At 65.6% G+C, this 22,759-nt stretch carries 26 protein-coding genes, 1 other RNA gene and 1 riboswitch; of the genes, 8 read left to right on the forward strand and 19 right to left on the reverse strand.

Going from position 1 to position 22,759, the window contains the following annotated elements:
- Positions 1 to 171: 171 nt before the first annotated feature.
- The 9 genes from ssrA to ACWDTF_RS06950 all read right to left on the reverse strand — a co-directional run bounded on the left by ssrA (position 172) and on the right by ACWDTF_RS06950 (position 7,103).
- Positions 172 to 545, reverse strand: a transfer-messenger RNA (tmRNA) gene (ssrA, locus tag ACWDTF_RS06910).
- A 59-nt stretch (positions 546 to 604) separates the two neighbouring features.
- Positions 605 to 1,858, reverse strand: a complete 1,254-nt coding sequence (locus ACWDTF_RS06915; protein ID WP_240861086.1) for a glycoside hydrolase family 27 protein — start codon at positions 1,856 to 1,858, stop codon at positions 605 to 607.
- The gene (smpB, locus tag ACWDTF_RS06920; protein WP_240861084.1) at positions 1,855 to 2,328 is read right to left on the reverse strand and encodes an SsrA-binding protein SmpB; all 474 of its coding nucleotides are present in this window, start codon (positions 2,326 to 2,328) and stop codon (positions 1,855 to 1,857) included. Before smpB ends, ACWDTF_RS06915 begins: the two co-directional genes overlap by 4 nt.
- A gap of 81 nt (positions 2,329 to 2,409) precedes the next feature.
- Complete coding sequence (ftsX, locus tag ACWDTF_RS06925; protein WP_240861082.1) at positions 2,410 to 3,318, reverse strand: permease-like cell division protein FtsX; 909 nt, start codon at positions 3,316 to 3,318, stop codon at positions 2,410 to 2,412.
- 60 nt (positions 3,319 to 3,378) lie between these two features.
- On the reverse strand, positions 3,379 to 4,065 hold the full coding sequence (gene ftsE / locus ACWDTF_RS06930; RefSeq protein ID WP_240861079.1) for a cell division ATP-binding protein FtsE: 687 nt from the start codon (positions 4,063 to 4,065) through the stop codon (positions 3,379 to 3,381).
- A gap of 67 nt (positions 4,066 to 4,132) precedes the next feature.
- Positions 4,133 to 4,624: a hypothetical protein gene (locus ACWDTF_RS06935; protein WP_433255764.1), complete on the reverse strand. Its 492-nt coding sequence runs from the start codon at positions 4,622 to 4,624 to the stop codon at positions 4,133 to 4,135.
- Positions 4,617 to 5,570 carry a mechanosensitive ion channel family protein gene (locus ACWDTF_RS06940; RefSeq protein WP_240861075.1) on the reverse strand — a complete coding sequence of 318 codons (954 nt, stop codon included), beginning with the start codon at positions 5,568 to 5,570 and terminating at the stop codon, positions 4,617 to 4,619. Before ACWDTF_RS06940 ends, ACWDTF_RS06935 begins: the two co-directional genes overlap by 8 nt.
- Positions 5,557 to 6,672 (reverse strand): peptide chain release factor 2, encoded by a 1,116-nt coding sequence (gene prfB, locus ACWDTF_RS06945; protein WP_240861073.1) that lies wholly within the window; start codon positions 6,670 to 6,672, stop codon positions 5,557 to 5,559. The genes ACWDTF_RS06940 and prfB overlap by 14 nt, the downstream gene beginning before the upstream one ends.
- 35 nt (positions 6,673 to 6,707) lie before the next feature.
- Complete coding sequence (locus ACWDTF_RS06950; RefSeq protein WP_240861071.1) at positions 6,708 to 7,103, reverse strand: hypothetical protein; 396 nt, start codon at positions 7,101 to 7,103, stop codon at positions 6,708 to 6,710.
- A 62-nt stretch (positions 7,104 to 7,165) separates the two neighbouring features.
- Here ACWDTF_RS06950 and hisN point away from each other — a divergent pair, with 62 nt between their 5' ends.
- Together hisN and ACWDTF_RS06960 are read left to right on the forward strand one after the other, a co-directional pair.
- Positions 7,166 to 7,966 (forward strand): histidinol-phosphatase, encoded by an 801-nt coding sequence (gene hisN / locus ACWDTF_RS06955; protein ID WP_449754168.1) that lies wholly within the window; start codon positions 7,166 to 7,168, stop codon positions 7,964 to 7,966.
- 126 nt (positions 7,967 to 8,092) lie between these two features.
- A complete protein-coding gene (locus ACWDTF_RS06960) occupies positions 8,093 to 8,491 on the forward strand; it encodes a VOC family protein (RefSeq protein WP_240861068.1) in 399 nt (132 codons plus the stop codon).
- A 149-nt stretch (positions 8,492 to 8,640) separates the two neighbouring features.
- On the opposite strand, the gene ACWDTF_RS06965 is transcribed toward ACWDTF_RS06960, so the two are convergent.
- Positions 8,641 to 9,300: an MBL fold metallo-hydrolase gene (locus ACWDTF_RS06965; RefSeq protein WP_240861066.1), complete on the reverse strand. Its 660-nt coding sequence runs from the start codon at positions 9,298 to 9,300 to the stop codon at positions 8,641 to 8,643.
- Positions 9,301 to 9,331: 31 nt separating this feature from the next.
- Positions 9,332 to 9,832, reverse strand: coding sequence for a DUF2752 domain-containing protein (locus ACWDTF_RS06970; RefSeq protein WP_433255772.1), 501 nt, complete (start codon positions 9,830 to 9,832; stop codon positions 9,332 to 9,334).
- 176 nt (positions 9,833 to 10,008) lie between these two features.
- Here ACWDTF_RS06970 and ACWDTF_RS06975 point away from each other — a divergent pair, with 176 nt between their 5' ends.
- Together ACWDTF_RS06975 and ACWDTF_RS06980 are read left to right on the forward strand one after the other, a co-directional pair.
- Positions 10,009 to 11,373 carry an acyl-CoA dehydrogenase family protein gene (locus ACWDTF_RS06975; protein WP_433255775.1) on the forward strand — a complete coding sequence of 455 codons (1,365 nt, stop codon included), beginning with the start codon at positions 10,009 to 10,011 and terminating at the stop codon, positions 11,371 to 11,373.
- A 28-nt stretch (positions 11,374 to 11,401) separates the two neighbouring features.
- Positions 11,402 to 12,625 (forward strand): acyl-CoA dehydrogenase family protein, encoded by a 1,224-nt coding sequence (locus ACWDTF_RS06980; RefSeq protein WP_449754169.1) that lies wholly within the window; start codon positions 11,402 to 11,404, stop codon positions 12,623 to 12,625.
- Between the two features lie 102 nt (positions 12,626 to 12,727).
- On the opposite strand, the gene ACWDTF_RS06985 is transcribed toward ACWDTF_RS06980, so the two are convergent.
- The 7 genes from ACWDTF_RS06985 to ACWDTF_RS07015 form a co-directional block, all read right to left on the reverse strand.
- Positions 12,728 to 13,243: a universal stress protein gene (locus tag ACWDTF_RS06985; RefSeq protein ID WP_433255778.1), complete on the reverse strand. Its 516-nt coding sequence runs from the start codon at positions 13,241 to 13,243 to the stop codon at positions 12,728 to 12,730.
- Between the two features lie 11 nt (positions 13,244 to 13,254).
- Positions 13,255 to 13,623, reverse strand: coding sequence for a fluoride efflux transporter CrcB (gene crcB, locus ACWDTF_RS06990; RefSeq protein WP_449754170.1), 369 nt, complete (start codon positions 13,621 to 13,623; stop codon positions 13,255 to 13,257).
- A complete protein-coding gene (gene crcB, locus ACWDTF_RS06995; RefSeq protein ID WP_240861054.1) occupies positions 13,620 to 14,099 on the reverse strand; it encodes a fluoride efflux transporter CrcB in 480 nt (159 codons plus the stop codon). Before crcB (ACWDTF_RS06995) ends, crcB (ACWDTF_RS06990) begins: the two co-directional genes overlap by 4 nt.
- A gap of 19 nt (positions 14,100 to 14,118) precedes the next feature.
- A riboswitch (Fluoride riboswitch) is annotated at positions 14,119 to 14,196 on the reverse strand.
- Positions 14,197 to 14,749: 553 nt separating this feature from the next.
- Positions 14,750 to 15,253, reverse strand: coding sequence for a DUF6790 family protein (locus ACWDTF_RS07000; RefSeq protein ID WP_449754171.1), 504 nt, complete (start codon positions 15,251 to 15,253; stop codon positions 14,750 to 14,752).
- A gap of 1 nt (position 15,254) precedes the next feature.
- Positions 15,255 to 17,135 carry a propionyl-CoA synthetase gene (locus ACWDTF_RS07005; RefSeq protein ID WP_449754172.1) on the reverse strand — a complete coding sequence of 627 codons (1,881 nt, stop codon included), beginning with the start codon at positions 17,133 to 17,135 and terminating at the stop codon, positions 15,255 to 15,257.
- 189 nt (positions 17,136 to 17,324) lie between these two features.
- Entirely contained in the window at positions 17,325 to 17,576 is a 252-nt protein-coding gene (locus ACWDTF_RS07010; protein ID WP_240861048.1) for a DUF2630 family protein, read from the reverse strand.
- Between the two features lie 35 nt (positions 17,577 to 17,611).
- Positions 17,612 to 18,073, reverse strand: coding sequence for a MarR family winged helix-turn-helix transcriptional regulator (locus ACWDTF_RS07015; protein WP_240861045.1), 462 nt, complete (start codon positions 18,071 to 18,073; stop codon positions 17,612 to 17,614).
- 88 nt (positions 18,074 to 18,161) lie between these two features.
- On the opposite strand from ACWDTF_RS07015, the gene ACWDTF_RS07020 reads away from it, so the two are divergent.
- Positions 18,162 to 19,067, forward strand: a complete 906-nt coding sequence (locus ACWDTF_RS07020) for an alpha/beta hydrolase (RefSeq protein ID WP_355277431.1) — start codon at positions 18,162 to 18,164, stop codon at positions 19,065 to 19,067.
- A 29-nt stretch (positions 19,068 to 19,096) separates the two neighbouring features.
- On the opposite strand, the gene ACWDTF_RS07025 is transcribed toward ACWDTF_RS07020, so the two are convergent.
- The gene (locus tag ACWDTF_RS07025; RefSeq protein ID WP_449754173.1) at positions 19,097 to 19,672 is read right to left on the reverse strand and encodes a universal stress protein; all 576 of its coding nucleotides are present in this window, start codon (positions 19,670 to 19,672) and stop codon (positions 19,097 to 19,099) included.
- Between the two features lie 160 nt (positions 19,673 to 19,832).
- On the opposite strand from ACWDTF_RS07025, the gene ACWDTF_RS07030 reads away from it, so the two are divergent.
- The 3 genes from ACWDTF_RS07030 to ACWDTF_RS07040 are packed head-to-tail and all read left to right on the forward strand — an operon-like array spanning position 19,833 to position 22,686.
- A complete protein-coding gene (locus tag ACWDTF_RS07030) occupies positions 19,833 to 20,990 on the forward strand; it encodes a histidine kinase (RefSeq protein WP_433259585.1) in 1,158 nt (385 codons plus the stop codon).
- A complete protein-coding gene (locus ACWDTF_RS07035) occupies positions 20,987 to 21,673 on the forward strand; it encodes a response regulator transcription factor (protein ID WP_240861039.1) in 687 nt (228 codons plus the stop codon). The genes ACWDTF_RS07030 and ACWDTF_RS07035 overlap by 4 nt, the downstream gene beginning before the upstream one ends.
- Before the next feature lie 2 nt (positions 21,674 to 21,675).
- A complete protein-coding gene (locus ACWDTF_RS07040; protein WP_449754174.1) occupies positions 21,676 to 22,686 on the forward strand; it encodes an adenosine deaminase in 1,011 nt (336 codons plus the stop codon).
- The last annotated feature ends 73 nt before the right edge of the window (positions 22,687 to 22,759 follow it).

The following is a 22,759-nucleotide window of genomic DNA, read 5'->3' on the forward strand; positions in this document are numbered from 1 at the left end:
TCCGCCACAAAAAGTAGGGGAAGAAGAAACTCTTCCCCGAGATTTTGCGGGTAGGATACCACGACATTTCCGCAGGTCAGCGGGGTCGGTCACCAGCTCTTCGAGTCAGGAATGGAACTGCGCCGTGTACATGAAAAGTCCCTGACCCAGTGTTTCAGGTCAGGGACTTTTTCGTGGAGCTGCCGGGAATTGAACCCGGGTCCTCCGTCGTGTTGGTAGGGCTTCTCCGTGTGCAGTCCGCTATGTCTCTACTTGGATCTCCCGGTCACACGAACAAGCCGAGAAGACGATCCCAGTCGCTGTTTGCTGTCCCGCGTCCGCCCGCGACCGGCGAACACGGTGAGTCCCCTGAGATGATGCCGGCATCCGGATTCGGGAACTCAATCCGGGCCGACAGACTAGCCGTCGCTGATCAGGCAGCGAGGGCGTAGTCGCGCTGATTGGAATCGGCGCTTAATTGGTTGCTGCGACGCTCACGGTGGTCTCCAGCCTGCACCGACACGCTTCCCCTACCTCGACGCACGTAGTCGAAACCGATCAGCCCCGAGATAGCACCCATCGAGTTTCGATGAGCACTTAAGTCTAACAACGTGTGCAAGCCAATTCATTCCGGTGCTCGAACAGCGCTCAGGAGCATGGTGTCGCGTGCCGCGACCAGCACCGACACCCAGCCATCGCGCACCGGCACCTGCTGCCCGGTCCACAGATTGACCAAGTGTTCACCCGCAGGCAGTCCGAGGGTCGAAAGCCGAACCGACATCGCCCGCGGATGATTCTGGCGATTCGTCAGTGACACCACCGCGCCACCGTCGACCGCCCGCTTCCATATCTCCGGATCGTCGTTCACCGGTGAGCCTGCGCCGACCACCTTGTCCTGATCGACTGCGATCACCGCAGCGTTGCGCAGGGTGCTCAGGGTATCGGGGCTCATCGTGGTGAGGTCGTTGCTCGCGATCAGGGGCGCGGCCAACATCGACCACATGGCCATCTGGGTACGACCCATAGCCGGCGTCAGCCCCGACGATCCGACGACGAGTGCGTCGGGGTCGAGGAAAGCACCCTGCCCGACGCGACCGGTCAGCGGTACCGCCGCGTCGATCTCGTCGACGATGCCCTGCTGACCTGCTGGTCCTGCCGAGGTCTGCCACGCGCCGACCACGTTGTTCGACAGTCGCGTCATGGTCGCGACCCCGCCCCAGTCGTACTGGGCTCCCGGCACGACTCCCCCGGTCAGACCGCTGTTGGGATTGATGTTGTAGACGATCGGGCGGTTGGTCGAGCGCAGCGCGTCGCGCATCGCGGTGAATGCGGTCACCTGCTTGTCGTGGTCGGCGTCGGTCGAGCACCAGTCGTATTTCAGGTAGTCCACGCCCCATCCGGCGAACGTCTGCGCATCGGTCTGTTCATGGCCGAGACTCCCCGTCGACCCTGCCCGGTTGCCGAGCAGCTGCGTGCAGGTCTGCTCCGACGCACCCGAATAGACCCCGAACTTGAGACCCCGCCCATGCAGATAGGTACCCATGGCGGCCATGCCGGACGGGAACCGATCCGGGTCGGCGACCAGGCGTCCCTGCGCGTCGCGGGCGGTTGCCGACCAACAGTCGTCGATCACCACATAGCGGTAGCCGGCATCGCGCAGACCGGTCGAGACCAGTGCGTCGGCCTGGGCGCGGACGTCGGCCTCGGTGACACCGCAACCGAAGGTGTTCCAGCTGTTCCAGCCCATCGGCGGCGTCGTTGGCAGACCCGAAATCGCCGGTGGATCGCCACCCAGCCGGCCCGGCTCGTCGCCACAGCCTGCGACGGCCAATGCCAGAACTGCTGCACCGATCACCCCGACCAGCCGGCGGACGATCACATCCCCTTGACCCGACGGCCAATTTCCCGTTCGACCTCGCGCTGCGCGGTGCGCTTCGCGATGTCCTGACGTTTGTCGTGGGCCTGCTTACCGCGGGCCAATGCGAGCTCGACCTTCACCCGACCGTCGCTGAAGTACATCGACAACGGCACCAGCGTCAGGTTCCCGTCCCGGATCTTGCCGATCAAGGTGTCGATCTCACGACGATGCAGCAGCAGTTTGCGCTTGCGACGCACAGGGTGGTTGGTCCACGACCCGTTGGTGTACTCCGGGATGTGCAGCGCGTGCAGCCAGATCTCGCCGTCGTCGATGGTCGCGAAGGCGTCCACCAGCGAGGCCTTGCCGGCACGCAGGCTCTTCACCTCGGTACCGACCAGCGCGATTCCGGCTTCGTACACATCGAGAATCGAGTAGTCGTGTCGCGCCTTGCGATTGGTGGCAATCGCCGCGCGGCCCTTTTCCTTGGGCACGTCGCTCTCCTCTCTTGTGGTTCTGTCGCCGCTCCTTCGAGGCTCGCTTCGCTTCGCACCTCAGGAAGCGGAAGGTCGGTCTTACTCGCGAACGTAGACACGCAGCGTCACATATGACGTCACGCTTGCCAACACAATTCCCCCCAGCAACAACCACGGGGCGACGAAGAGAACGTCGGTGTTCTCGATGCGCGACAAGAAGCTCACACCGTACAGATCTCGTAGCGCGTTGTCGAAGAAGAATCTCTTCGCCGCGAACAGGCCGCCGATCGCGAGCAGGGCACCGATCAGCGCCGCGACCACCGCCTCGAGCAGGAACGGCAGCTGCGTGTACCACCGGGTCGCGCCGACCAGACGCATGATCGACACCTCGGTCCGTCTCGTGTACGCGGCGATCTGGACGGTGTTGATGATCAGGAGGATCGCCGCGATGGCCAGGACTGCGGCGATGGCGAAGGTAGCGTTGCGCGCGCCGTCGAGCACGTTGAATATTCGTTCGACGAGTTTGCGGTCGTCGCGGAACGATTCGACGCCCAGGTCGGTGCGGGCCCGATATTTCTCGGCGATCGTGTTGAAGTTGTCCGGGTCGGTGACGCGCACTCGCATGGAGGCCTGCAGCGTGCCCTCGCGGATGTTGTCGGCGAGGTCGGGGTTGTTCTTGAAGATCTCCTTGGCCCGCTTGTAGGCGTCCTCGCGATCGACGTAGGTCACGGCGCTCACGCCGGATTCCTTCTCGAGGTCGGTACGCAGCGTCGCGCATGGCGCCTGCTGGCAGAGCGGGTCACGGTCGGTGACGGCGTCGTTGAGGTAGAACTCCATTTCGACGCGGTCGAGGAAGATCTTCTGGCTCTTGTCGGCCATCTGGATCACCAGCAGACCACCGCCGAACATGCCGAGGGTGATTGCGGTCGTCAAGATCATCGCGATGGTCATCGTGAGGTTGCGACGCAACCCGTTCAAGACCTCGCTGATGATGAAGTTGGCTCGCATGCTCGCTGAGATGTCCTTCTGGTCGGTGGTGTCTGTGCGGCGGTCTACTACGCGGCTGGGTCAGCCGATGCCGTACACACCCTGCGGGTCGTTGCGGACCAATCGCCCGTTGTCGAATTCGAGCACCCGCCGACGCATCGCGTCGACGATGTGGCGGTCGTGCGTGGCCATCACGACGGTCGTCCCGCGTCGGTTCACGCGGTCGAGGACGTCGACGATCTCCTCGCTGGTCTCGGGGTCGAGGTTGCCGGTCGGCTCATCGGCCAGCAGAACCAGCGGCCGGTTGACGATGGCGCGCGCGATGGCGACACGCTGCATCTCACCACCCGACAGTTCGTTGGGCATGCGGTCGTGTTTGCCCTCGAGGCCGACATACTCCAGGACCTCGGGCACCACGCGCTTGATCGTCGACTGCGGCCGCCCGATCACCTCGAGGGCGAAGGCGACGTTCTCGGCGACCGTCTTCTGCTGCAGCAACCGGAAGTCCTGGAAGACGCATCCGATGGATTGGCGCAGTTTGGGCACCATCCGACCGCGCAGGCGGTTCACGTGGAATTCGCCCAGGTGGATCTCGCCCGAGGTGGGCTTGTCCTCCTTGAGCAGCAGTCGGAAGAATGTCGACTTGCCCGAACCCGACGGCCCGATGAGGAAGGCGAACTCCCCCTTGTCGACCTCCAGGCTCAAGTCCTTGAGAGCCGGCCGACTGGAGGCCTTGTACTGCATCGTGACGTTCTCCAGCGTGATCACGAGAAGCCAGTGTAACCACGACGCCTGAGAGCTCCGCTCAGGCTGCCCGGGGCGTTTCAACTGCGTTTCAGCGGGCCGGTGACGTGGTCTGAGTCGTGCCGTTCAGTCCTGGAACCGGGATCTGGAAGGGGATTCCGGGGATCGACGTCGTGGTTGTGGTGAGGCTCGGCACGGGCGCGGGCTCCCCGTATGGGGTCTGCGACGATTCCTGCGTGCCACTGACCGATGTACTCGTGACCGACGACGAACTCGGCGTCGAACTACGCGTGGTCTCGTAGGTCTGCTGGGTGGTGCGAGGAGCCGGTTGCTGTGTCGTCTGATCCACCACGCCATAACGCTGTGAGGTGTACCCGTACACCCACAACAGCGCGATGAAGGCGATCACCAGCACTGCGGTGCTCGTCCGCACTCGGGTCCCGCGGATATGACCCCAGTCGCGCTTGCGAAACCATCCGGAACTGCTTTGGGCGCGCTGGGCCCGCAACGACCCCGTGGTGGTTGGACCGGAATTGCCCTTGTCTTCGGGATCGGTTCCGCCAGCCGGGTTTTCCTCAGTCATCGCCGCGGTCACCTCCGCTCGGCTGGAGAGTGGCCGGGGGCGCGGACTGGGCTTGCACTTCGCGGCCGAGCGCGACGGTGATGCCTTCGGCCGCCAATCTCCGCACGATGAGGATGCGCAGCGCGCGGGCGATCTCGAACTGCTTGCCCGGGAGGGTCCGGGCCACCATCCGCACCGTGATCGCCTCGAGCTCGAGGTCGATGACCCCGAGCGGAGTCGGCGCGTCGAGCATGAGGCGGTGCATCCGAGGATCGTCGAAGAACTCCTGCCCGACCTCTTCGAGAATGTCGTTGACACGACCGATGTCGGCCTCGGCCGGGATCGGGACGTCCACCACCGCGCGTGCCCAATCCTTGGACAGGTTGGTTGCCTTGATGATCTGGCCGTTCGGAACCGTGACCATCTCGCCGTCGCTGGTGCGCAGTTTTGTCACGCGCAGTGTGACGTCCTCGACGGTGCCGTCGGCGAATCCCCCGCCCGTGACCATCAGGCTGACGACGTCGCCGTAGCCGTATTGCTTCTCGGTGACCACGAAGAATCCGGCGAGAAGATCCTGGACCACGCGTTGCGCGCCGAAACCGAGCGCCGCACCGAGCACCGCGCCCGGCCCGACCAGTCCGGTGATCGGGATGTTGAAGACGCCCATGATGTGCACACCGCAGATGAGCGCCACGATCACGATGAACACCCAGCTGACTACCTGAACGACCGCACGCATGTGCTTGGTGCGCTCGGTCCGAACGATCTGGTCACTGTCCTGGAACTCGTCCTCGACGCGCGCGCCGTAGCGGTCGGCATTCCACCGTATGAAGCGGATCACGATTGCCGCAGCGAGAATCCACAGCAGGATTTCGAGCCCGTCGGTGACCAGCCACACGTAGAAGCGGCCGATGATGGACTCGGACTCCGGGCCGAGAATTGCGATGTTCAGCTCAGGCCTCTGCATCGGCCATCCGCCATCGGATGCCTGCTTCGATGAACTTGTCAAGCTCACCGTCGAGCACTGCCGACGGGTTGTTGTCTTCGACGCCGGTGCGCAGATCCTTCACCATCTGATACGGGTGCAGCACGTACGAGCGCATCTGGTTGCCCCAACTCGATCCGCCGTCTCCCTTGAGCGCATCGAGCTCGGCGCGCTCTTCCAGTCGTTTCCGTTCGAGCAGCTTGGCCTGCAGCACCCGCATCGCCGACGCCTTGTTCTGCAACTGGCTCTTCTCGTTCTGGCAGGTGACCACGATCCCGGTCGGGATGTGCGTGAGCCGCACCGCCGAGTCGGTGGTGTTGACCGACTGACCACCGGGCCCCGACGACCGGTACACGTCGACCTTCACGTCGTTCTCGTCGACGTCGATGTGGTCGGTGGTCTCGACCACCGGCAACACCTCGACCTCGGCGAACGACGTCTGGCGGCGGCTCTGGTTGTCGAACGGGCTGATCCGGACGAGCCGATGGGTGCCCTGCTCCACCGACAACGTGCCGTACATGTAGGGGGCTTTCACGGCGAACGTCGCACTCTTGAGACCGGCCTCCTCGGCGTAGGAGGTGTCGTAGACCTCGACCCCGTACCCGTGCTGTTCGGCCCAGCGCACGTACATGCGCATCAGCATCTGTGCCCAGTCGGCGGCGTCGACACCACCCGCGCCCGAGCGGATGTTGACCAGCGCGTCACGCGAGTCGTACTCGCCGGCCAGCATGGTCTTGACCTCCATCGCCTCGATGTCGGTGCGCAGGGTGGTGCGGTCGTTGTCGGCGTCAGCCAGCGCGGCGGTGCGGTCGTCGCCCTCCTCGGCGTCGGCGAGCTCGTACAGAACGGGCAGATCGTCGAGACGTTGCCGCAGTTCAGAGACCTTCCGGAACTCCGACTGCGCATGCGACAACTCGCTGGTCACCTTCTGCGCGTGCTCCTGGTCGTTCCAGAGGTCGGGGTCGGAGGCCTGCATCTCGAGCTCGTCGATCCGGCGACGCAGCTCGTCGAGGTCGAGGACTTTCTCGACCGTCGTCAAGGTGGCGTCGAGGGATTCGAGATCTGCGGTTACGTCGGGATGCACGGTTTACCAGGATACCGACCGGATTCCCGGGCCGTTCAATCGCCGAAGGAGGAACCGCCCGGCGGCGGACCCGCCTGCCCCAGATCACCGAAGCGCCACGACGTCGCAGCCTTGTGCGGCTTGTAGAGAACGGAAATGTCGTCGCCGATCGCGGGCCACCGATCGGTGGTTCCGAGCACGAGAGTGCCGTACACCTCGGTGGGATTGGTCTCGGGTCCGACGATGGTGCCCGATATCGTGGCGAACCGTTCACCGTTTTTGTCGCCCTCGTCGGGCCGATCGCTGACGCCGGTGATCGTGAAGGTGCCCTGCACATAATTCGCGGCCTGGCCTGGCGTCAGCGGCCGCGGGTTACGACCCCGCTGCCATTGCACGATCATCACCACCACGAGTGCCGCCAACAGGAAACTGAACGCCACCGCGAGCCACATGGCAGCCAGCGTACCGATCCGACATTTGCGACGGCGCCGAGGCGGGAAACTAAGCTACCCGGGTGTCCCCCGCTTCCCCGCGCATCTCCGATGACCTCGACCTCGCGCTGTCGCTGGCCGCATCGGCCGACGAGCTCACGTTGCGGCGATTCGGCGCGATCGACCTCCGCGTGGACGCCAAACCCGACCTCACTCCGGTCTCCGACGCCGACCTCACGTGCGAAACGCTTCTGCGCGAACGCATTTCGTCGCAGCGCCCGGGCGACTCGGTGCTCGGCGAGGAGTTCGGCGGCGAACGCGAGCTGACCGGCCGGCAGTGGGTGATCGACCCGATCGACGGCACCAAGAACTTTGTGCGCGGAGTTCCGGTGTGGGCCACCCTGATCGCGCTGCTCGTCGACGGCGAGCCCGTGGTCGGGGTTGTCTCGGCCCCGGCGCTGCGTCGACGATGGTGGGCGGCAACCGGACTCGGCGCCTTTGCCGCGTTCGACGACGACGAGCCGCGTCGCATCCAGGTATCGGGTGTCGATGACGTAGCGTCGGCGAGCCTCGCGTTCTCCAGCCTGTCGGGCTGGGCGGACCGCGGCATCCGCGATCAGTTCATCGCCTTCACCGACCAGGTGTGGCGCGTTCGCGGGTACGGCGACTTCTTCAACTACTGTCTGGTCGCCGAAGGTGCGGTCGACATCGCAGCCGAACCCGAGGTGTCCCTGTGGGATCTCGCGCCCCTCGACGTGCTGGTCCGCGAGGCCGGCGGGAGTTTCACCGCACTCGACGGCACACCCGGTCCCGCGGGCGGGAGCGCGGTCGCAACCAATGGCCTGCTGCACGACGCAACGCTGGCGGCATTGCACGGCGCCTGACCACCACGCCGTCTGGCCATATCGGCCTGGCCGGACGGACAGTCCCGCGTCGATGTCAACACGCCGTCGTCATGGCGGACCTAGCGTCTGATGGGTCAGTCCCCCCACGGACAAGGGAGTCCGACCATGGCAACATTTCCCGGCCTCGCCCATGTGGCCATCACCGTCTCAGACCTCTCGGCCAGCACCAAGTGGTACGCCCAACTCTTCGACGCCGACCCGGTCCTCGACGAGGACGAGGAGTCGGGCGACTTCCACCACACCGTCTTCGCACTGGGCGACGGCATGCTCTTTGGCCTGCACACCCACACTCGCCCGGGTTCGGCGGACGGCTTTGACGAGAGTCGCACCGGTCTCGATCACATCGCGTTCGCCTGCTCGCAGGCCGATCTCGACGGTTGGATCGCGCGCCTGGATGCGCAGGGAATCTCCCACAGTGGCGTCAAGCACGCGCACTACGGCTCCGGGATCTCCTTCCGCGATCCCGACAACATCGCGTTGGAGTTCTTCGCACCGCCCGCGTGAGCAACACCCGACTCTCCGAATCAGCGACCCACCCGCCGACTGCGTCGGATCTCTGTACGCCCCAGCCAGACCACGTGCACTCTGCATTTGACTGGGCTCCCAGGTACAGATCTCCGCAGTTCAGGAGGCCGAAGGCAGTACTCTTCGGATCAGAGGTCGACGCCGTTCTCCGCGTCGAGCACCCGGAAGTCGGTGGCCGGGTTCCGCATCTCCTGCAATCGAGAGTTGTGCACGGCGATGCCGGCCTCGGATTGGACGGCCTGGTGGATCGGCACCGCGACGCGCGGCGCAACCCCCCGAAGGTAGTCGACGGACTCGCTGAGCTTCATCCATGGCGCGGCAGCGGGCAGCGCGAGGACGTCGATCTTCTCGAAGGGGATGTAGAAGGAGTCACCGGGGTGCATGAACTTCGCCGGTTCGGCATCGGTGCCCAGGATGTAAGCGACGTTGTCGATCACCGGGATCTCCGGATGGATGACGGCGTGCCGGCCGCCGGTGACGCGCGCCGTGACGCTCCCGACCTGCACGCTCGTACCACTGTGCGCCGCCGTCCATTCGCCGGCGACGTCGTCGCCGTTGAGCTGAGCCGTGGTCTGCGGATCGGCGAAGCGGGCAGCGTCGGGATTGGCTGCGACGAGGTCGGGCAGCCGTGCGACGTCGCAATGGTCGGGATGCTGGTGGGTGATCAGGATCGCGTCGAGCCCGGTGATTCCCTCGAAGCCGTGAGAGAAGTTGCCCGGGTCGAAGAGCACTCGGGTTCCGTCGAGTTCGACGAGCAGGCAGGAATGGCCGAAATGAGTGATCTGCATGCCACCACTGTGCTCCCGACTCCCGGTGGTGTCACGTGATGATCGGGAAGATTCCCCATCCGGCCGCGGTGTCGACGGCACGGAACACCCCGTAGCCGAGCCAGACCGCAACAAAGCCCACGACCACGCGGACGCTCAACCACGACCGGGTCCGATCGAGTGGCGCACCATCGCGCAACACCAGCGACCAGAGCGCGATCACGACGGCCACCGCCGTCAACACGAGCAGCAGCGGGCCGAACAGATTGAACGAGAATGCGTTCGACACGTCACCGTGCATCAACGACACCCAACTGCGGGTCAGCCCGCAGCCCGGACACGGGAGTCCGGTGAGCCGACGGAACGGGCACACCTCAGGACCCGACGACGCGCCCGCGGGCGACCACGCGCACGCGACCGCGATCCCGGCGATCCCGACCCCCGCGACGGTCGCCGCACCCGCCAGGCTCACACTGGACAAGCTGCGTCCCGGCTCGGCGGTGGCCACCGCGGCATCGTGAAGGCCCTGGTCGGCGCGTGGTTCGGACGTCACCCGACCAGCGTAGCCAGGCCGGTGCCCGTCGTCATCGATCAACCGTGTGACAGGCATCCAAGAAAAACGTGACAAGCTTCTTACCGAGTAGTAAGGTACGTACTTACTACCGAGTAAGATCGGTGCGATCAAACCCTCACGCCAACCGGGATCCTCCCCGAGAACAGCTGGTGAACATGACTACCCACACCGAACCGCGCGACACCTCCGCCGTCGGAAAGACCAAGCACCCGCGCAACTTCATCGGCACCGCCATGCGCGTACTGACCACCGTCACCGGCTCGGAGTTCGCCGAGAAGTACCAGATCCGCGAGCCGATCAACCGCATCGCCTACCAGGCCACCAAGACCGGCTTCCAGACCCTCGGTGCCGCCAACCGTGCGTTCAAGGCCGCCCAGGGCGGATCCGGTAAGGCCAAGCGCCTCACCAGCACCCCCAAGGACTACTTCAACCTCACGCCCGACGACGAGCAGCAGATGATCGCGGAGACGGTGCGCGAGTTCGCCACCGAGATCCTGCGTCCCGCCGCCTACGACGCCGACGCCGCCGCGACCGCACCCGAGGAGATCCTCAATCGATCGGCCGAACTCGGCATCACCATGATCAACGTGCCCGAGGAACTCGAGGGCGCAGCCACCGAACGCGGCGTCGTGACCAACGCGCTGGTCGCCGAGGCCATGGCGTACGGCGACATGGGCCTGGCCATCCCGCTGCTCGCACCGAGCGGCGTGGCCACCACCCTCACCAACTTCGGAAGCGACGACCAGCAGCGCACCTACCTGCCCGACTTCGCCGGCGAGAACGTCCCGCAGTCCGCGGTCGTCATCGCCGAGCCGAAGCCACTGTTCGACGCATTCAACCTGTCCACCAAGGCAACTCGTGTGCCCAGCGGTTACCGCCTCAATGGTGTGAAGTCGTTCGTCCCGGCAGCCGGGTCGTCGGAGTTGTTCATCGTCGGCGCCCAACTCGAGGGCAAGCCCGCGCTGTTCATCGTCGAATCCGACTCGAAGGGTCTGATCGTCGAAGCCGATCCGGGTATGGGCGTGCGTGCCGCAGGCATGGGCCGTCTGCTCCTGCAGGATGTCGCCGTCCCGACGTCGGCTCTCATCGGTGAGGGCGAGTCCTCTGCTGCTGCCTACCGCGACGTCGTTCGGCTCTCGCGTCTGGGCTGGTCGGCGCTGGCTGCCGGCACCGCCAAGGCCGTCCTCGACTACGTGATTCCCTACGTCAACGAGCGTGAGGCCTTCGGCGAGCCGATCTCCAACCGTCAGGCCGTGGCCTTCATGGTCGCCACAATCGCGACCGAGGTCGACTCGATCCGCCTTGTCACCCTGCGTGGCGCGGCTCGTGCCGAACAGGGACTGTCGTTTGCTCGCGAGGCCGCACTGGCCCGCAAGCTGACCATCGACAAGGGCCTGCAGATCGGCCTCGACGGCGTGCAGTTGCTCGGTGGCCACGGTTTCACCAAGGAGCATCCGGTCGAGCGCTGGTACCGCGACCTGCGTGGCGCGGGCATCGGCGAAGGCATCGTCGTCCTCTGACGACCCACCGGACTTCAGGAGCATCGCAATGAGCATCAATCTGGAACTGCCCAAGAAGCTGGGCGTCACCATCGACCAGGCCCATCAGGCCGCCGCCGAGATCTTCCGGCCGATCTCACGCAAGTACGACCTGCGTGAGCACGCCTACCCGGTGGAGTTCGACACTCTGGCCAGCCTGTACGACGGTCTGTCCGAGACCGGCCAGGCCGGTGCCGGTGCCGACGCCGGCCGCAGCCGCGAGAAGACAGCGAAGCCCAAACCCGAGGGCACTGTCGTCAACGGCGGCAACATGCAGTCCGTCGTCAATGTGATGGAAACCTCGTGGGGCGACGTCGGCCTCATGCTGTCGATCCCCTACCAGGGGCTGGGCAACTCGGCGATCGCCGCGGTCGCCACCGACGAGCAACTCGAACGCTTCGGCAAGGTGTGGGCCGCGATGGCCATCACCGAACCGAGCTTCGGCTCCGACTCCGCGGCCGTCACCACAACGGCCCGGCTCGACGGCGACGAGTACGTCCTCAACGGTGAGAAGATCTTCGTCACCGCGGGGTCGCGCGCCACGCACATCGTCGTGTGGGCAACCGTGGACAAGAGCCTGGGCCGTGCGGCCATCAAGAGTTTCGTCGTGCCGCGTGAGCATCCGGGCGTGGAGGTCGTGCGGCTCGAGCACAAGCTCGGCATCCGCGTCTCCGACACCGCGGTCATCCGGTTCGAGAACTGCCGCATCCCCAAGGAGAACCTGCTGGGATCGCCCGAAGTCGACACCAAGAAGGGCTTCGGCGGGGTCATGCAGACCTTCGACAACACCCGTCCGCTGGTCGCGGGCATGGCCGTGGGTGTCGCGCGTGCCGCTCTGGAAGAGCTGCGGCGCATCCTCGAGGACGCCGGCATCGAGATCGACTACGACCGCCCCGCCGCCGACCAGCATGCCGCCGCCGCCGAGTTCATCCGCATGGAATCCGACTGGGAGGCAGCGTATCTGCTCACCATGCGCGCCTGCTGGATGGCCGACAACAAGCAGCCGAACTCGCTCGAGGCGTCGATGGCCAAGGCCAAGGCCGGCCGAACCGGCACCGACATCACCAACAAGACAGTCGAATTGACCGGAACCGTGGGCTTCTCGGAACGTCTCCTGGTGGAGAAGTGGGCCCGCGACTCCAAGATCCTCGACATCTTCGAGGGCACCCAGCAGATCCAGCAGCTGATAATCGCCCGCCGTGTGCTCAACAAGAGCAGCGCCGAGCTGAAGTGAGCTGAGCCAGACCAGAAGTGGCATGCCGGAAGAGGGCCGGCATGCCACTTCGCTTTCTCCGGGCTGGGTGCGAGCCTCGAAGCCGTTGGCGAGCTGAAGTTCTCAGCCCGCAGGCACCAACAGCACCGGCACCTTGCGTTGTCCGATCACCCGGTGCGCCACGGACTGTCCCAGCAGCGCATCCAGGTGCGACATCAGCCCGCCACGCGGGTTCCCGACCACCACCATCAGCGCCGAGTATCGGTCGGCCACCGTGATGAGCAGGTCGGCAGCCGATCCATGGCCGCTGTGATAGGTCCACGACGCCGGCACGGCGTCGAGCAGCCGTCGGGCCTCCAGCGCATTCTCGTCGACGGTCGCGGCGAACTGCTCACTCCAATCGGGCGCGTCCGGGTCGAGCGGCTCGTCATCGAGGTCGACGATGTGCACGAGGTGGATGTGCGCGTCGAGCCGGTCGGCGAGCATCACCGCGAATCGAACGGCGGCAACGCTGTCGGGCTGGCGGTTCCACCCGATCACCAATGCGGCCTGCGCGCGCTTGGCCGGGGTGGGGCCGCGCCGGTGTCTGCGCAGTGGACCGTTGTCGTCGTATTGGCCGAAGGTGTTGTCGTCTGCCATGTCTGACTCCTCTACAGCGCCCACGCCAGGGCGAGTCCGGAGGCGCAGGCGGCCACCGATGCGACCACCGACGCCAGCGCATTCGCCAATGCCCTCATGCCGTCGCGGCGTTGCGCGAGCCGCGTCGTCTCGACCGACGCGGTGCTGAACGTCGTGTAGCCGCCACAGAATCCGGTGCCGAGGATCGCCTGCAGGTCCGACGGTGCGGCGTGGTAGATCACCAGTCCGGCGAGAACACCGAGCAGCAGCGAACCGGTCACGTTGATGACGAGCGTCGCCCAGGGGAACGTCGTCGGACGCCACTGTTTCACGGCGCCGTCGACCACGAACCGTGCCACCGAACCCACCGCGCCGGCCAGCAGGATCAGCGCAACCGTCACGACACCGCTCCTCGCCCGCGCAGGAGTTGGCCGGCGACAACGATTCCCGCCCATGCACACACAACCCCGAGCACCACGCTCGATGCCGCATAAGCGATTCCCAGCCCGACCGCGCCATGGTGACCGAGTTGCGTCGTCTCGAGAGCGAACGAGCTATAGGTGGTGTACGAGCCGCAAAAACCTGTGCCGACCAGCACCCGAATGGTGCGGCGCCACCCGTCGTCGGGCCCTGCCAGGGCAAGCACCTCAAGCAACGCCCCGAGAATGAACGCGCCACTCAAGTTGACACCGAACGTCGCCCATGGCCAGTCCGTGCCGTATGCGGGAAACAGGTGTTCGGTCAGGTAGCGCAATCCGGTGCCGGCGATTCCACCGAGAAACACGAGTGCGATCGCCCGCCACTGCAGATGAAGCGGGCGCGAACTGTCCGGATCGAGTGGCAGTTCGGGGTGCGAGTCGGCTGCGTGATCGGCCATGCGTCAGTCCTATCCGTCATTTCGGACAGGAGCCATCAGCCGTGTCGGCGGTTCGGAGCAAGCACACTCCCGGTGGAGATCCATCACCGTGGACAACGGTAGCAGGGAGGAGGCGTGGATGTCCCGATCCTCACCGCTGCGGCCCTGGCCATGGAGTGCGGGAGGTGGGAAGAGTGCCGTCGTCCTACCTCCCGCACTGCTTCTGAAGATCTGCTCGCAGCCCCTGGTCAACACGACCAGTACTCGTCGAGTCAGCGACTGACCCGCGACGTAGTCGGCGATCGTGGCCGCGGGAAGTGTCCGCCGGCGCGCGAAGGCGGACACCCCAATGGGTCATTGGAAAGCGTTGTAGCAGAGAGTGCCCCATACGCGGCACCTTCTGCTACAACGTTGGCTGCTTGGTCGCACAAAAACTAGGGGAAGAAACTCTTCCCCTACCCCTGGAGTCCTCCCCGCGAAATTACTCGCGGACGACTCAACAAGCAGGGGCAGAAAGTAGGGGAAGAACCTTCCCCTACTTTTAGTGGCCCGGTGGCACGCTGACATCGTCATCTCACCCGCCCTTCGAGGCTCGGCTGGCGCCTCAGGGAGCGTATTGGGGGCTGACGCATTTCCCCAGCTCAGCGGGATTGGTCACCACACTCGTCGAGTCACACGACCACCACGTACAGGACGATCAGATAGATCGGGACGATGACGTCGAAGAAGAAGATCGGCCCGGCGTTGCCCGGCGCGAAATTGCGATTCACCACCATCTCGCGCACGTGACCGACAGCTGCACCCAGATAGAACACCGCGAACGCGATGATGGTGGCCAGCCAGAACTCCTTGCCGAAACCCGACGCCATCACGCCGAGCACACCGGTCGCGAGACTGGCGAGTCCCACCTCCCACTGCCACGGCGTCTTGGCGGGCCACCCGATGGATTCGGCGATCGGCTCGCCGAAGAACATGTGTCCGCAGCCCGTCATCCAGCCCTGCACGCCGATCATCCACAGGATCGAGTTGGCCAGCAGATCGTCACCGAAATGGCCACCGGGAGTGAGCACATCGACGACCGTCGAGATGATGGTGCCGACGATCCCGACAAAGGGGATCAGCCGGACGGACAGTCGCAGAACATGATCGACGGTCGAGCCGGTCGTCGGAGCCACCTCACCCGCCGATCTGCTTCGCCAGATCGGCCAGCACATCCGGGTCCTCGATGGTCGACGGCACGGTGTACTCCTCGTGATCAGCGATCTGCCGCATGGTCTTTCGCAGGATCTTGCCCGACCGGGTCTTCGGCAAGGCGGGAACCACGGTGACGTCGCGGAACGTCGCGACCGCACCGATGTGCTCGCGAACCATGGCGACGAGTTCGCCGCGCAGGACGTCGGGTTCGATTTCGACACCTGCCTTGAGCACCACATAACCGCTGGGGCGCTGGCCCTTCAGGTCGTCGTGGATGCCGATCACCGCGCACTCGGCCACCGCCGGATGCGACGCCACCACCGCTTCGATACTGCCGGTGGACAACCGGTGTCCCGCAACGTTGATCACGTCGTCGGAGCGGCCCAGTACGAACACGTACCCGTCTGCGTCCACATAGCCGGTGTCACCGGTCACGTAGTACCCCGGGAAGGTGTTGAGATACGAACCGCGATAACGCTCTTCGTCCTGCCACAGTCCGGCGAGCGTGCCGGGCGGCAGGGGAAGCTTGATGACGATGTTGCCTTCCTCGTCGGCGCCGAGCGCGTTGCCCTCGGCATCCACGATCCCGACGTCGTACCCGGGAACCGGCACCGTCGGGGAGCCCGCCTTGAGCGGCATCGGTTCCAGCCCACGGAGATTCGCGGCGATGGCCCAGCCGGTCTCGGTCTGCCACCAGTGGTCGATGACCGGCACTCCGAGCACCTCACCCGCCCATTCGAAGGTGTCCGGGTCGAGTCGCTCGCCCGCCGCGAACAAGGCGCGCAGCGAGGACGTGTCGTACTTGGCGAGTTCCGCCGCATCCGGATCCGCCTTGCGGATTGCGCGGATGGCTGTCGGTGCAGTGAACAACGCATTTGCCTTGTGCTGGGCAATGACTCGCCAGAATGCGCCGGCGTCGGGCGTGCCGACCGGCTTGCCCTCGTACATCACCGACGTCGCGCCGGCCAACAGGGGGCCGTAGACGATATAGGAATGTCCGACCACCCACCCCACGTCCGAGGCCGTCCACCACACATCTCCGGGTTCTATTCCGTAGATGTTGCTCATCGACCACGTGAGTGCCACGGCGTGACCACCGTTGTCGCGCACCACACCCTTGGGCTTTCCGGTGGTGCCGGACGTGTAGAGGATGTAGAGCGGATCGGTGGCCGCAACCGGCACCGGCGCGACCGGCTCGGCGGCCGACGCCAATTCCTCCCAGTCCAGCCATCCGTCGTAATCGGCTGCCGCACCGGTGATCTCGGGACGGTCCTTGACGATCACCGTTGACGGCGGCGTCGCCGACAACTCCAGCGCACGCGCCACCATCGGCAGGTACTCGACGGTCCGTCCCGGTTCGAGACCACCGGAGGCGGTGACGATCGCGACTGGCGCGGCGTCGTCGATGCGAGTGGCGAGCTCGGGTGCCGCGAATCCACCGAACACCACCGAATGGACCGCACCGATCCGGGCGCAGGCGAGCATCGCGATCGCGGCCTCGGGGATCATCGGCATGTAGATGACGACGCGGTCGCCGGCGCCCACCCCGCGGCCGGCGAGAACGCCCGCGAACCGTGACACCTCATCGAGCAGCGCCGCGTAGGTGTAGTGCCGGACCTCACCCACCATGGCCGAGTCCCAGACGAGGGCCGTCCGATCACCGTTTCCGGCGGCGACGTGACGGTCGAGCGCGTTGTGGCAGGTGTTCAGCGTGCCGTCCGGGAACCATCGGTAGATCGGCGGCGCCGAGTCGTCGAGTGCCCGCGTCGGTGCGACCTCCCAGTCGACACCCTTCGCCGCGTCGAGCCAGAAGCTCTCCCGATCGTCCTTGGCCTGCGAGAACGCCTCCGCATATCGACCCATTGCCCGTCCCTCTCACCGCGTAACCGTGTCTTGTGCCGCTTCGAGGGTAGCGATGTGATCGTTGCCACGGCGTTGCTTCGCGGGCTGTGCGTTCACCGGTCGACCGGCTGCGACGAGCGGTTGGAGAAGGTTCGCGCTCACCGGTTTCGGGTCAGCGGAAGCGTGGAGCTCGGGATCGATCCCGCCGACTCAGTTGCGATACTTCTCGACCACATCGGCCGGCCGAACGCCCGCGTCGTCCGGGTTCTGTCCCGCGTCGCGCTTGGCCTGACGCTGTCGCAGCAGGTCCCAGCACTGGTCCAGCGAGACCTCGATCGCGGCCAGCCGCGCGTTCTCGTCCTCGCGAGACACCTCACCGCGCGAGAGTTTGCCCCGCAGGTCGTGCTCCTCGGCGATCAGATCGGTGATGTGGGAGTGGATGGACTTGTCGGTGTCGGCCATGGTTTCCACCGTAGTCCGCACTGCGATGCGCCCGTTCACATATGACGCGCATCCCCGACCGCGTGTGTGACTGCGTCGAGAAATCGCCGGACGGTGTCGAGCTCGACGCCGGAGAAACCGGCGGTCACGCCGACCACCCCATCGATGAGTGGGCCGAAGAACGCCCAGCCGAGGGTTCGGGCGTGGTCGGTGACGACGATCGTCACTCGTCGCCGGTCGGCATCCCCCCGTTCCCGGACCACCAGCTGCGCTCGTTCCAACCGGTCGACCAAGGCGGTCGTCGACGCACTGTTGAGCCCGAGATGGGTGCCCAGCCAGCCTGGGCTTGCGGGTTCGCCCGCGCGCTCGCGATCCAACAGTCCGATGAGCGCTCGGACGTCGGTCGAGTTCATCCCGTGCATCGTGGCGAATCCCGATCCGAAGTGCTCGAGTGCCACCACCAGTCGTCGGAGTTGGTGGACCATCTCCAATTGCTCGTCGTCTCGCGGTTCATCCACGTGCGCGCCCACCCGTCGAGCCTCCCACTTTCCCCCTCGATCGTCTACCCTCTCGTTTATCGACTGTCTCGACAAACGAGGGAATTTGATGTCACAGCGCGCGATCAGCGAGTTCTCCCAAACAGCAGCCGGACACGAGTTCTTCGTGGCCTACGACGCGCTCCTGGCTCGCTGGCCCGCCCACCGGGCAGTCGACGTCGAGACAGCACACGGGGTCACCCGCGCAAACGTCTGCGGTCATGAGCACGCACCTCCGGTCGTCCTGCTGCCCGGCGGCGGGGCTACGTCAACCGCGTACACCCACAACGTCGCAGCGCTCTCGGCTACGCACCGTGTCGTGGCGCTCGACGTGATCGGCGACGCGGGGCGCAGCCGGCCAGGCAGCGGCCGGCCGCGTGACACCTCCGAACTGCTGACATGGCTTGCCGATGTGCTCGATGAACTCGGCGTCGGCGACGCGCGCTTCGTCGGCCACTCCTACGGGGCGATGATCGCCCTCGCGTTCGCACTGAGCCACCATCGCGATCGTGTCGGTGGTCTCGTATTGCTCGATCCGAGTTCGTGTTTCACCGGAATGAAACCGACATACCTGCTTCGTGCGCTCCCCGTGCTCGTGCGCCCGTCTCCCGAACGCCAACGGCGATTTCTCGAGTGGGAATGCCGATCGTCGGGTGTGGACCCGGTCGATCTCGATCAGGACTGGCTCACGGTCGCATGCATGGCCGCAGCGTTCCCCACGACCCGGCCAGTCGTCCCCCGACGACCCGACGCCCGGGCCCTCGCCACCCTGAACGGGCTCGGAATGACCGCAATACTGGCTCCGCACAGCAAGATCCACGACCCGACCACGGTGGCCCAGCGGATCACCGCGACGGTCGAGGATGCCACTGTGATGACACTGGCCTCGGGGAGCCACCACACACTCCCGCTCGCGCCGGCGGACGACATCAACCACTCATTGGTGAGGGCACTGAATCCGGGCCCCACCGAGTAGAAGCCGACGAATTGAACCAGCGGCACGCGTCAGGACGGCGCCAACCCCACCTGTGGCACCGTCGCCGGCCGCATGGGCGTGCTCTGCGCGGTCCGACGTCGCGGTCGCAGATGCGTGGTTCCGTCGGTGACGACGAACTCGATCCGATCCGCCAACCGGCGACGCAGCGCGCGAGCGAGCGGACTCGGACGTCCAACCATGCCGACCACCACCGCGGAGGCGTCGAATCGGTCGGCGACGCGAATCAGGACGGTCAGCGGATCACCGACCTCGCTGACCACCGTCACCGATCGCGCTCCGGCACGCTGCGCCACCTCTCGCGCATGCCGTAGATGCTCGGTGGTGATGGCCTCGTCGGTGAGTTGATATGCGTCCGCCTTCAGCGCGTCATTCCAGGCGTTGGGACGACCGACGCGATGACGCCCCGACGTGGCGGTCACCACCACGACGTCGGCGCCGGAGAATCGGGCGCAGACCATCCGCAGCGCGCGTTCCGATGCATCGGAGTTGTTGCAGCCGATCACGATCGGCCCTCGGTCGGGCGGTGGAAACCAGGTCGAGAACGGCTCCCAGCGGTCGAACCGATCGAAGATGTGGAGTGTCATGAGATGCCCCTTGAGCGGTGTGGATTCCCTACCCTCACAACGGTATGGAGGGCACGCGGGCGAATCTCCATGCCGGAGACGGAACCCGAGTCCACCCTGGGGTGGACATGACAGTCCATCGTCGGATTGATGAATCCGGTGATCAGCGGCCTATTCTGGACTGGTGACGGGCCTCACACGAGAACTGCGGCGTCGCCTCGAACTGGTCGGTGGCGACTATCCGCCGCTGTATCCGGTCGTGATCCTGGCTGCGAGCGTCGTCCTGACCATCACCGCCACGGCACAACGATTTCCGTTCGACGCTCCGTGGTGGACACTCGCGGCGCTGGGCTGCGCACTCACCACCCTGGTTCTCGACTTCACCGTCGCCGCCAAGACCGGCGCTTGTGTCCTGATGCTGGTCGGCACGTCCTGTTTTCTCATGGACCCGGTGCCCACCGATGCCGCGCCGATGCAGTTGGCCATCGTCACCGCGATCTCGGCCGCAATGCAGTCGCTGCGCACCGGGCTGACCGTCGCGGCGGCCTCCATCGCCGTCATCACCGGGTTCGCCGCCTTCGGAGGATTACAGGCGCCCGCCTACTACATCTCATCGGTGGCCATCGGATGGCTACTCGGCTACATGATCCTGATCCAGCAACGCCTCGCCGACAACCGGGCCCGTGAACTGCGCGCCCGCGCCGACAACGCAGCCAGTGAAGAACGACGCCGCATCGCCCGTGAGATCCACGACATCATCGCGCACTCGCTGTCGATCACGATGCTCAACGTGACCGGGGCCCGTCGGGCGCTCGAACAGGACCGCGACATCGACGACGCCGTCGACGCACTCCAGGACGCAGAACGACAAGGACGTCAGGCCATGGCCGAGATCCGCAACATCGTGCACCTGCTCGGTACCGACGAGGCATCCGTCACGCCGACCCCCGGCGCCGAAGATCTCGAACGGCTGGTGGCCGACTACCGCAAAGCCGGTCTGCAGGTCAACTTCCGAACGGTCGGGGACGTCGGCCGACTCTCGGCGCCGGTGGGCGCTGCCGTATACCGCATCACGCAGGAGTCGCTCGCGAACGTGGTGAAACATTCGGCTGCGCAACGCGCTTCGATCGTTCTCGCCGTCGGTGAGGACACCGTGGTGCAAGTACACAGCCCCTGCTCTGCCGAACCACGACCCTCACGCGACGGAAAGGGCATCACCGGAATGATGCAGCGCGCACATCTTCTCGGCGGGACCCTCGAGGCGTCCCGGACCGGCGACCTCTGGTCGGTGCGCGCCGCACTGCCCACAAGGGTCGGCGCCGACGAGGTGACAGCGTGAGCACCACCGCGATCGGCGAGCCGGCGGTGCCCGTCATCCGTGTGCTCCTCGTCGACGATCAAGAACTGATCCGGACCGGTCTGCGTCGAATCCTGCGAGCCAAGGACGGCTTCGAGATTGTCGGCGAGTGTGCCGACGGCTCAGAGGTTCTCGCGGCCGTGGCCGAACACAGCCCCGACATCGTGGTGATGGATCTGCGAATGCGCAACGTCGACGGGATCACCGCGACGACCATGGTCCGCGCCCTCAACAATCCACCGCCGGTCCTGGTGCTCACAACCTTCGACGACGACAAACTGCTGTCCGGCGCACTACGCGCCGGGGCAGCCGGATTCATCCTCAAGGATTCGCCCGCGGAGTCGTTGATCTGGGCGGTGCACGCCGTCGTCCGTGACGGCGCGTTCCTCGATCCGGCAGTCACGAGCCGTGTGTTGCACGGTTATCGGGGCAGCGGGCACGAACAGATCACCCGGCCCAGTGAACTCACCGACCGGGAAACCGACGTCTTGCGCCTCGTCGCGCGGGGCCGCACCAACGCCGAGATCGGCGCGGAACTGTGCATCTCCGAGGTGACGGTGAAGAGCCACATCAACCACATCTTCACCAAACTCGATCTGCGCGACCGGGCCGCCGCCATCGTGTACGCCTTCGACCACTCGCTGGTGCTCCCCGAGTACGACTAGACATGCGACGGATCACGGACCTGCCCAAGGTGGAATTGCACGTCCATATCGAGGGCACGCTCGAACCCGAGTTGGTGATGGAGCTCGCCGAGTCGTCGGGCGTCGACCTTCCCTACGCGAACGCGGACGAACTACGCCGACGCTACGTGTTCACGAACCTCCAATCCTTTCTCGACATCTACTACGACAACCTCGACGTTCTGCGGACCAACCACGACTTTTCCCGTCTCGCATACGAATACGCCGTCCGCGCCCATGCAGGTGGCGTGGTGCATGCCGAGGTCTTCTTCGATCCGCAGGCGCATCTCATTCGTGGCGTCGCACTCGACACCGTCGTCGACGGATTGGTCGACGGATTTGCCCGAGCACGGTCCGACTGCGGATTCACCGCCGACCTCATCGCCTGCTTTCTGCGCGACCGGCCGGTCCGGGAAGCTCTGGAGACGCTCGAATCCCTGACCGCCATCGACGCCCCGATCATCGGCGTCGGTCTGGATTCCGCAGAACTCGGCAACCCGGCATCGCTGTTCACCGAGGTGTTCGCCCGTGCCGCCGCGCTGGGCCTGCGCCGCGTCGCACACGCCGGCGAGGAGGGCGGCCCCGAATCGATCCGGCAGGCCCTCGACGACCTGGGCGCCGAACGCATCGACCACGGCATCCGCAGCCTCGACGACCCCGAAATGGTTGCGCGGCTCGTCGCTGCGCACATTCCGCTCACCGTCTGCCCGCTGTCGAACGTCGCCTTGCAGTCCGTCGACGAGCTCGCGCGTCACCCACTGCCCGAACTCCTGGCGGCCGGGTTACACGTCACGATCAACTCCGATGACCCGGCCTACTTCGGCGGCTACGCCGAGGACAACTACGTCCTGGTCGCGGCCGCCTTCGACCTCGACGACGCCACGCTGGCCGACCTCGCCCGAAACTCGGTGCGGGCCAGCTTCTTACCCGTGGACCGACAAGACGAGGTGTTACTCGACATCGACCGATGGTTGGCCGACGCCCATCCCACCTGACACCGAGCGCGGGTTCGAGGGTTGTTGAAACCCGTCCGAATCTAACCCGCATACCTACGCCGGTTCCCGCGTT

The sequence above is a fragment of the Gordonia sp. NPDC003422 genome, from assembly GCF_053588675.1.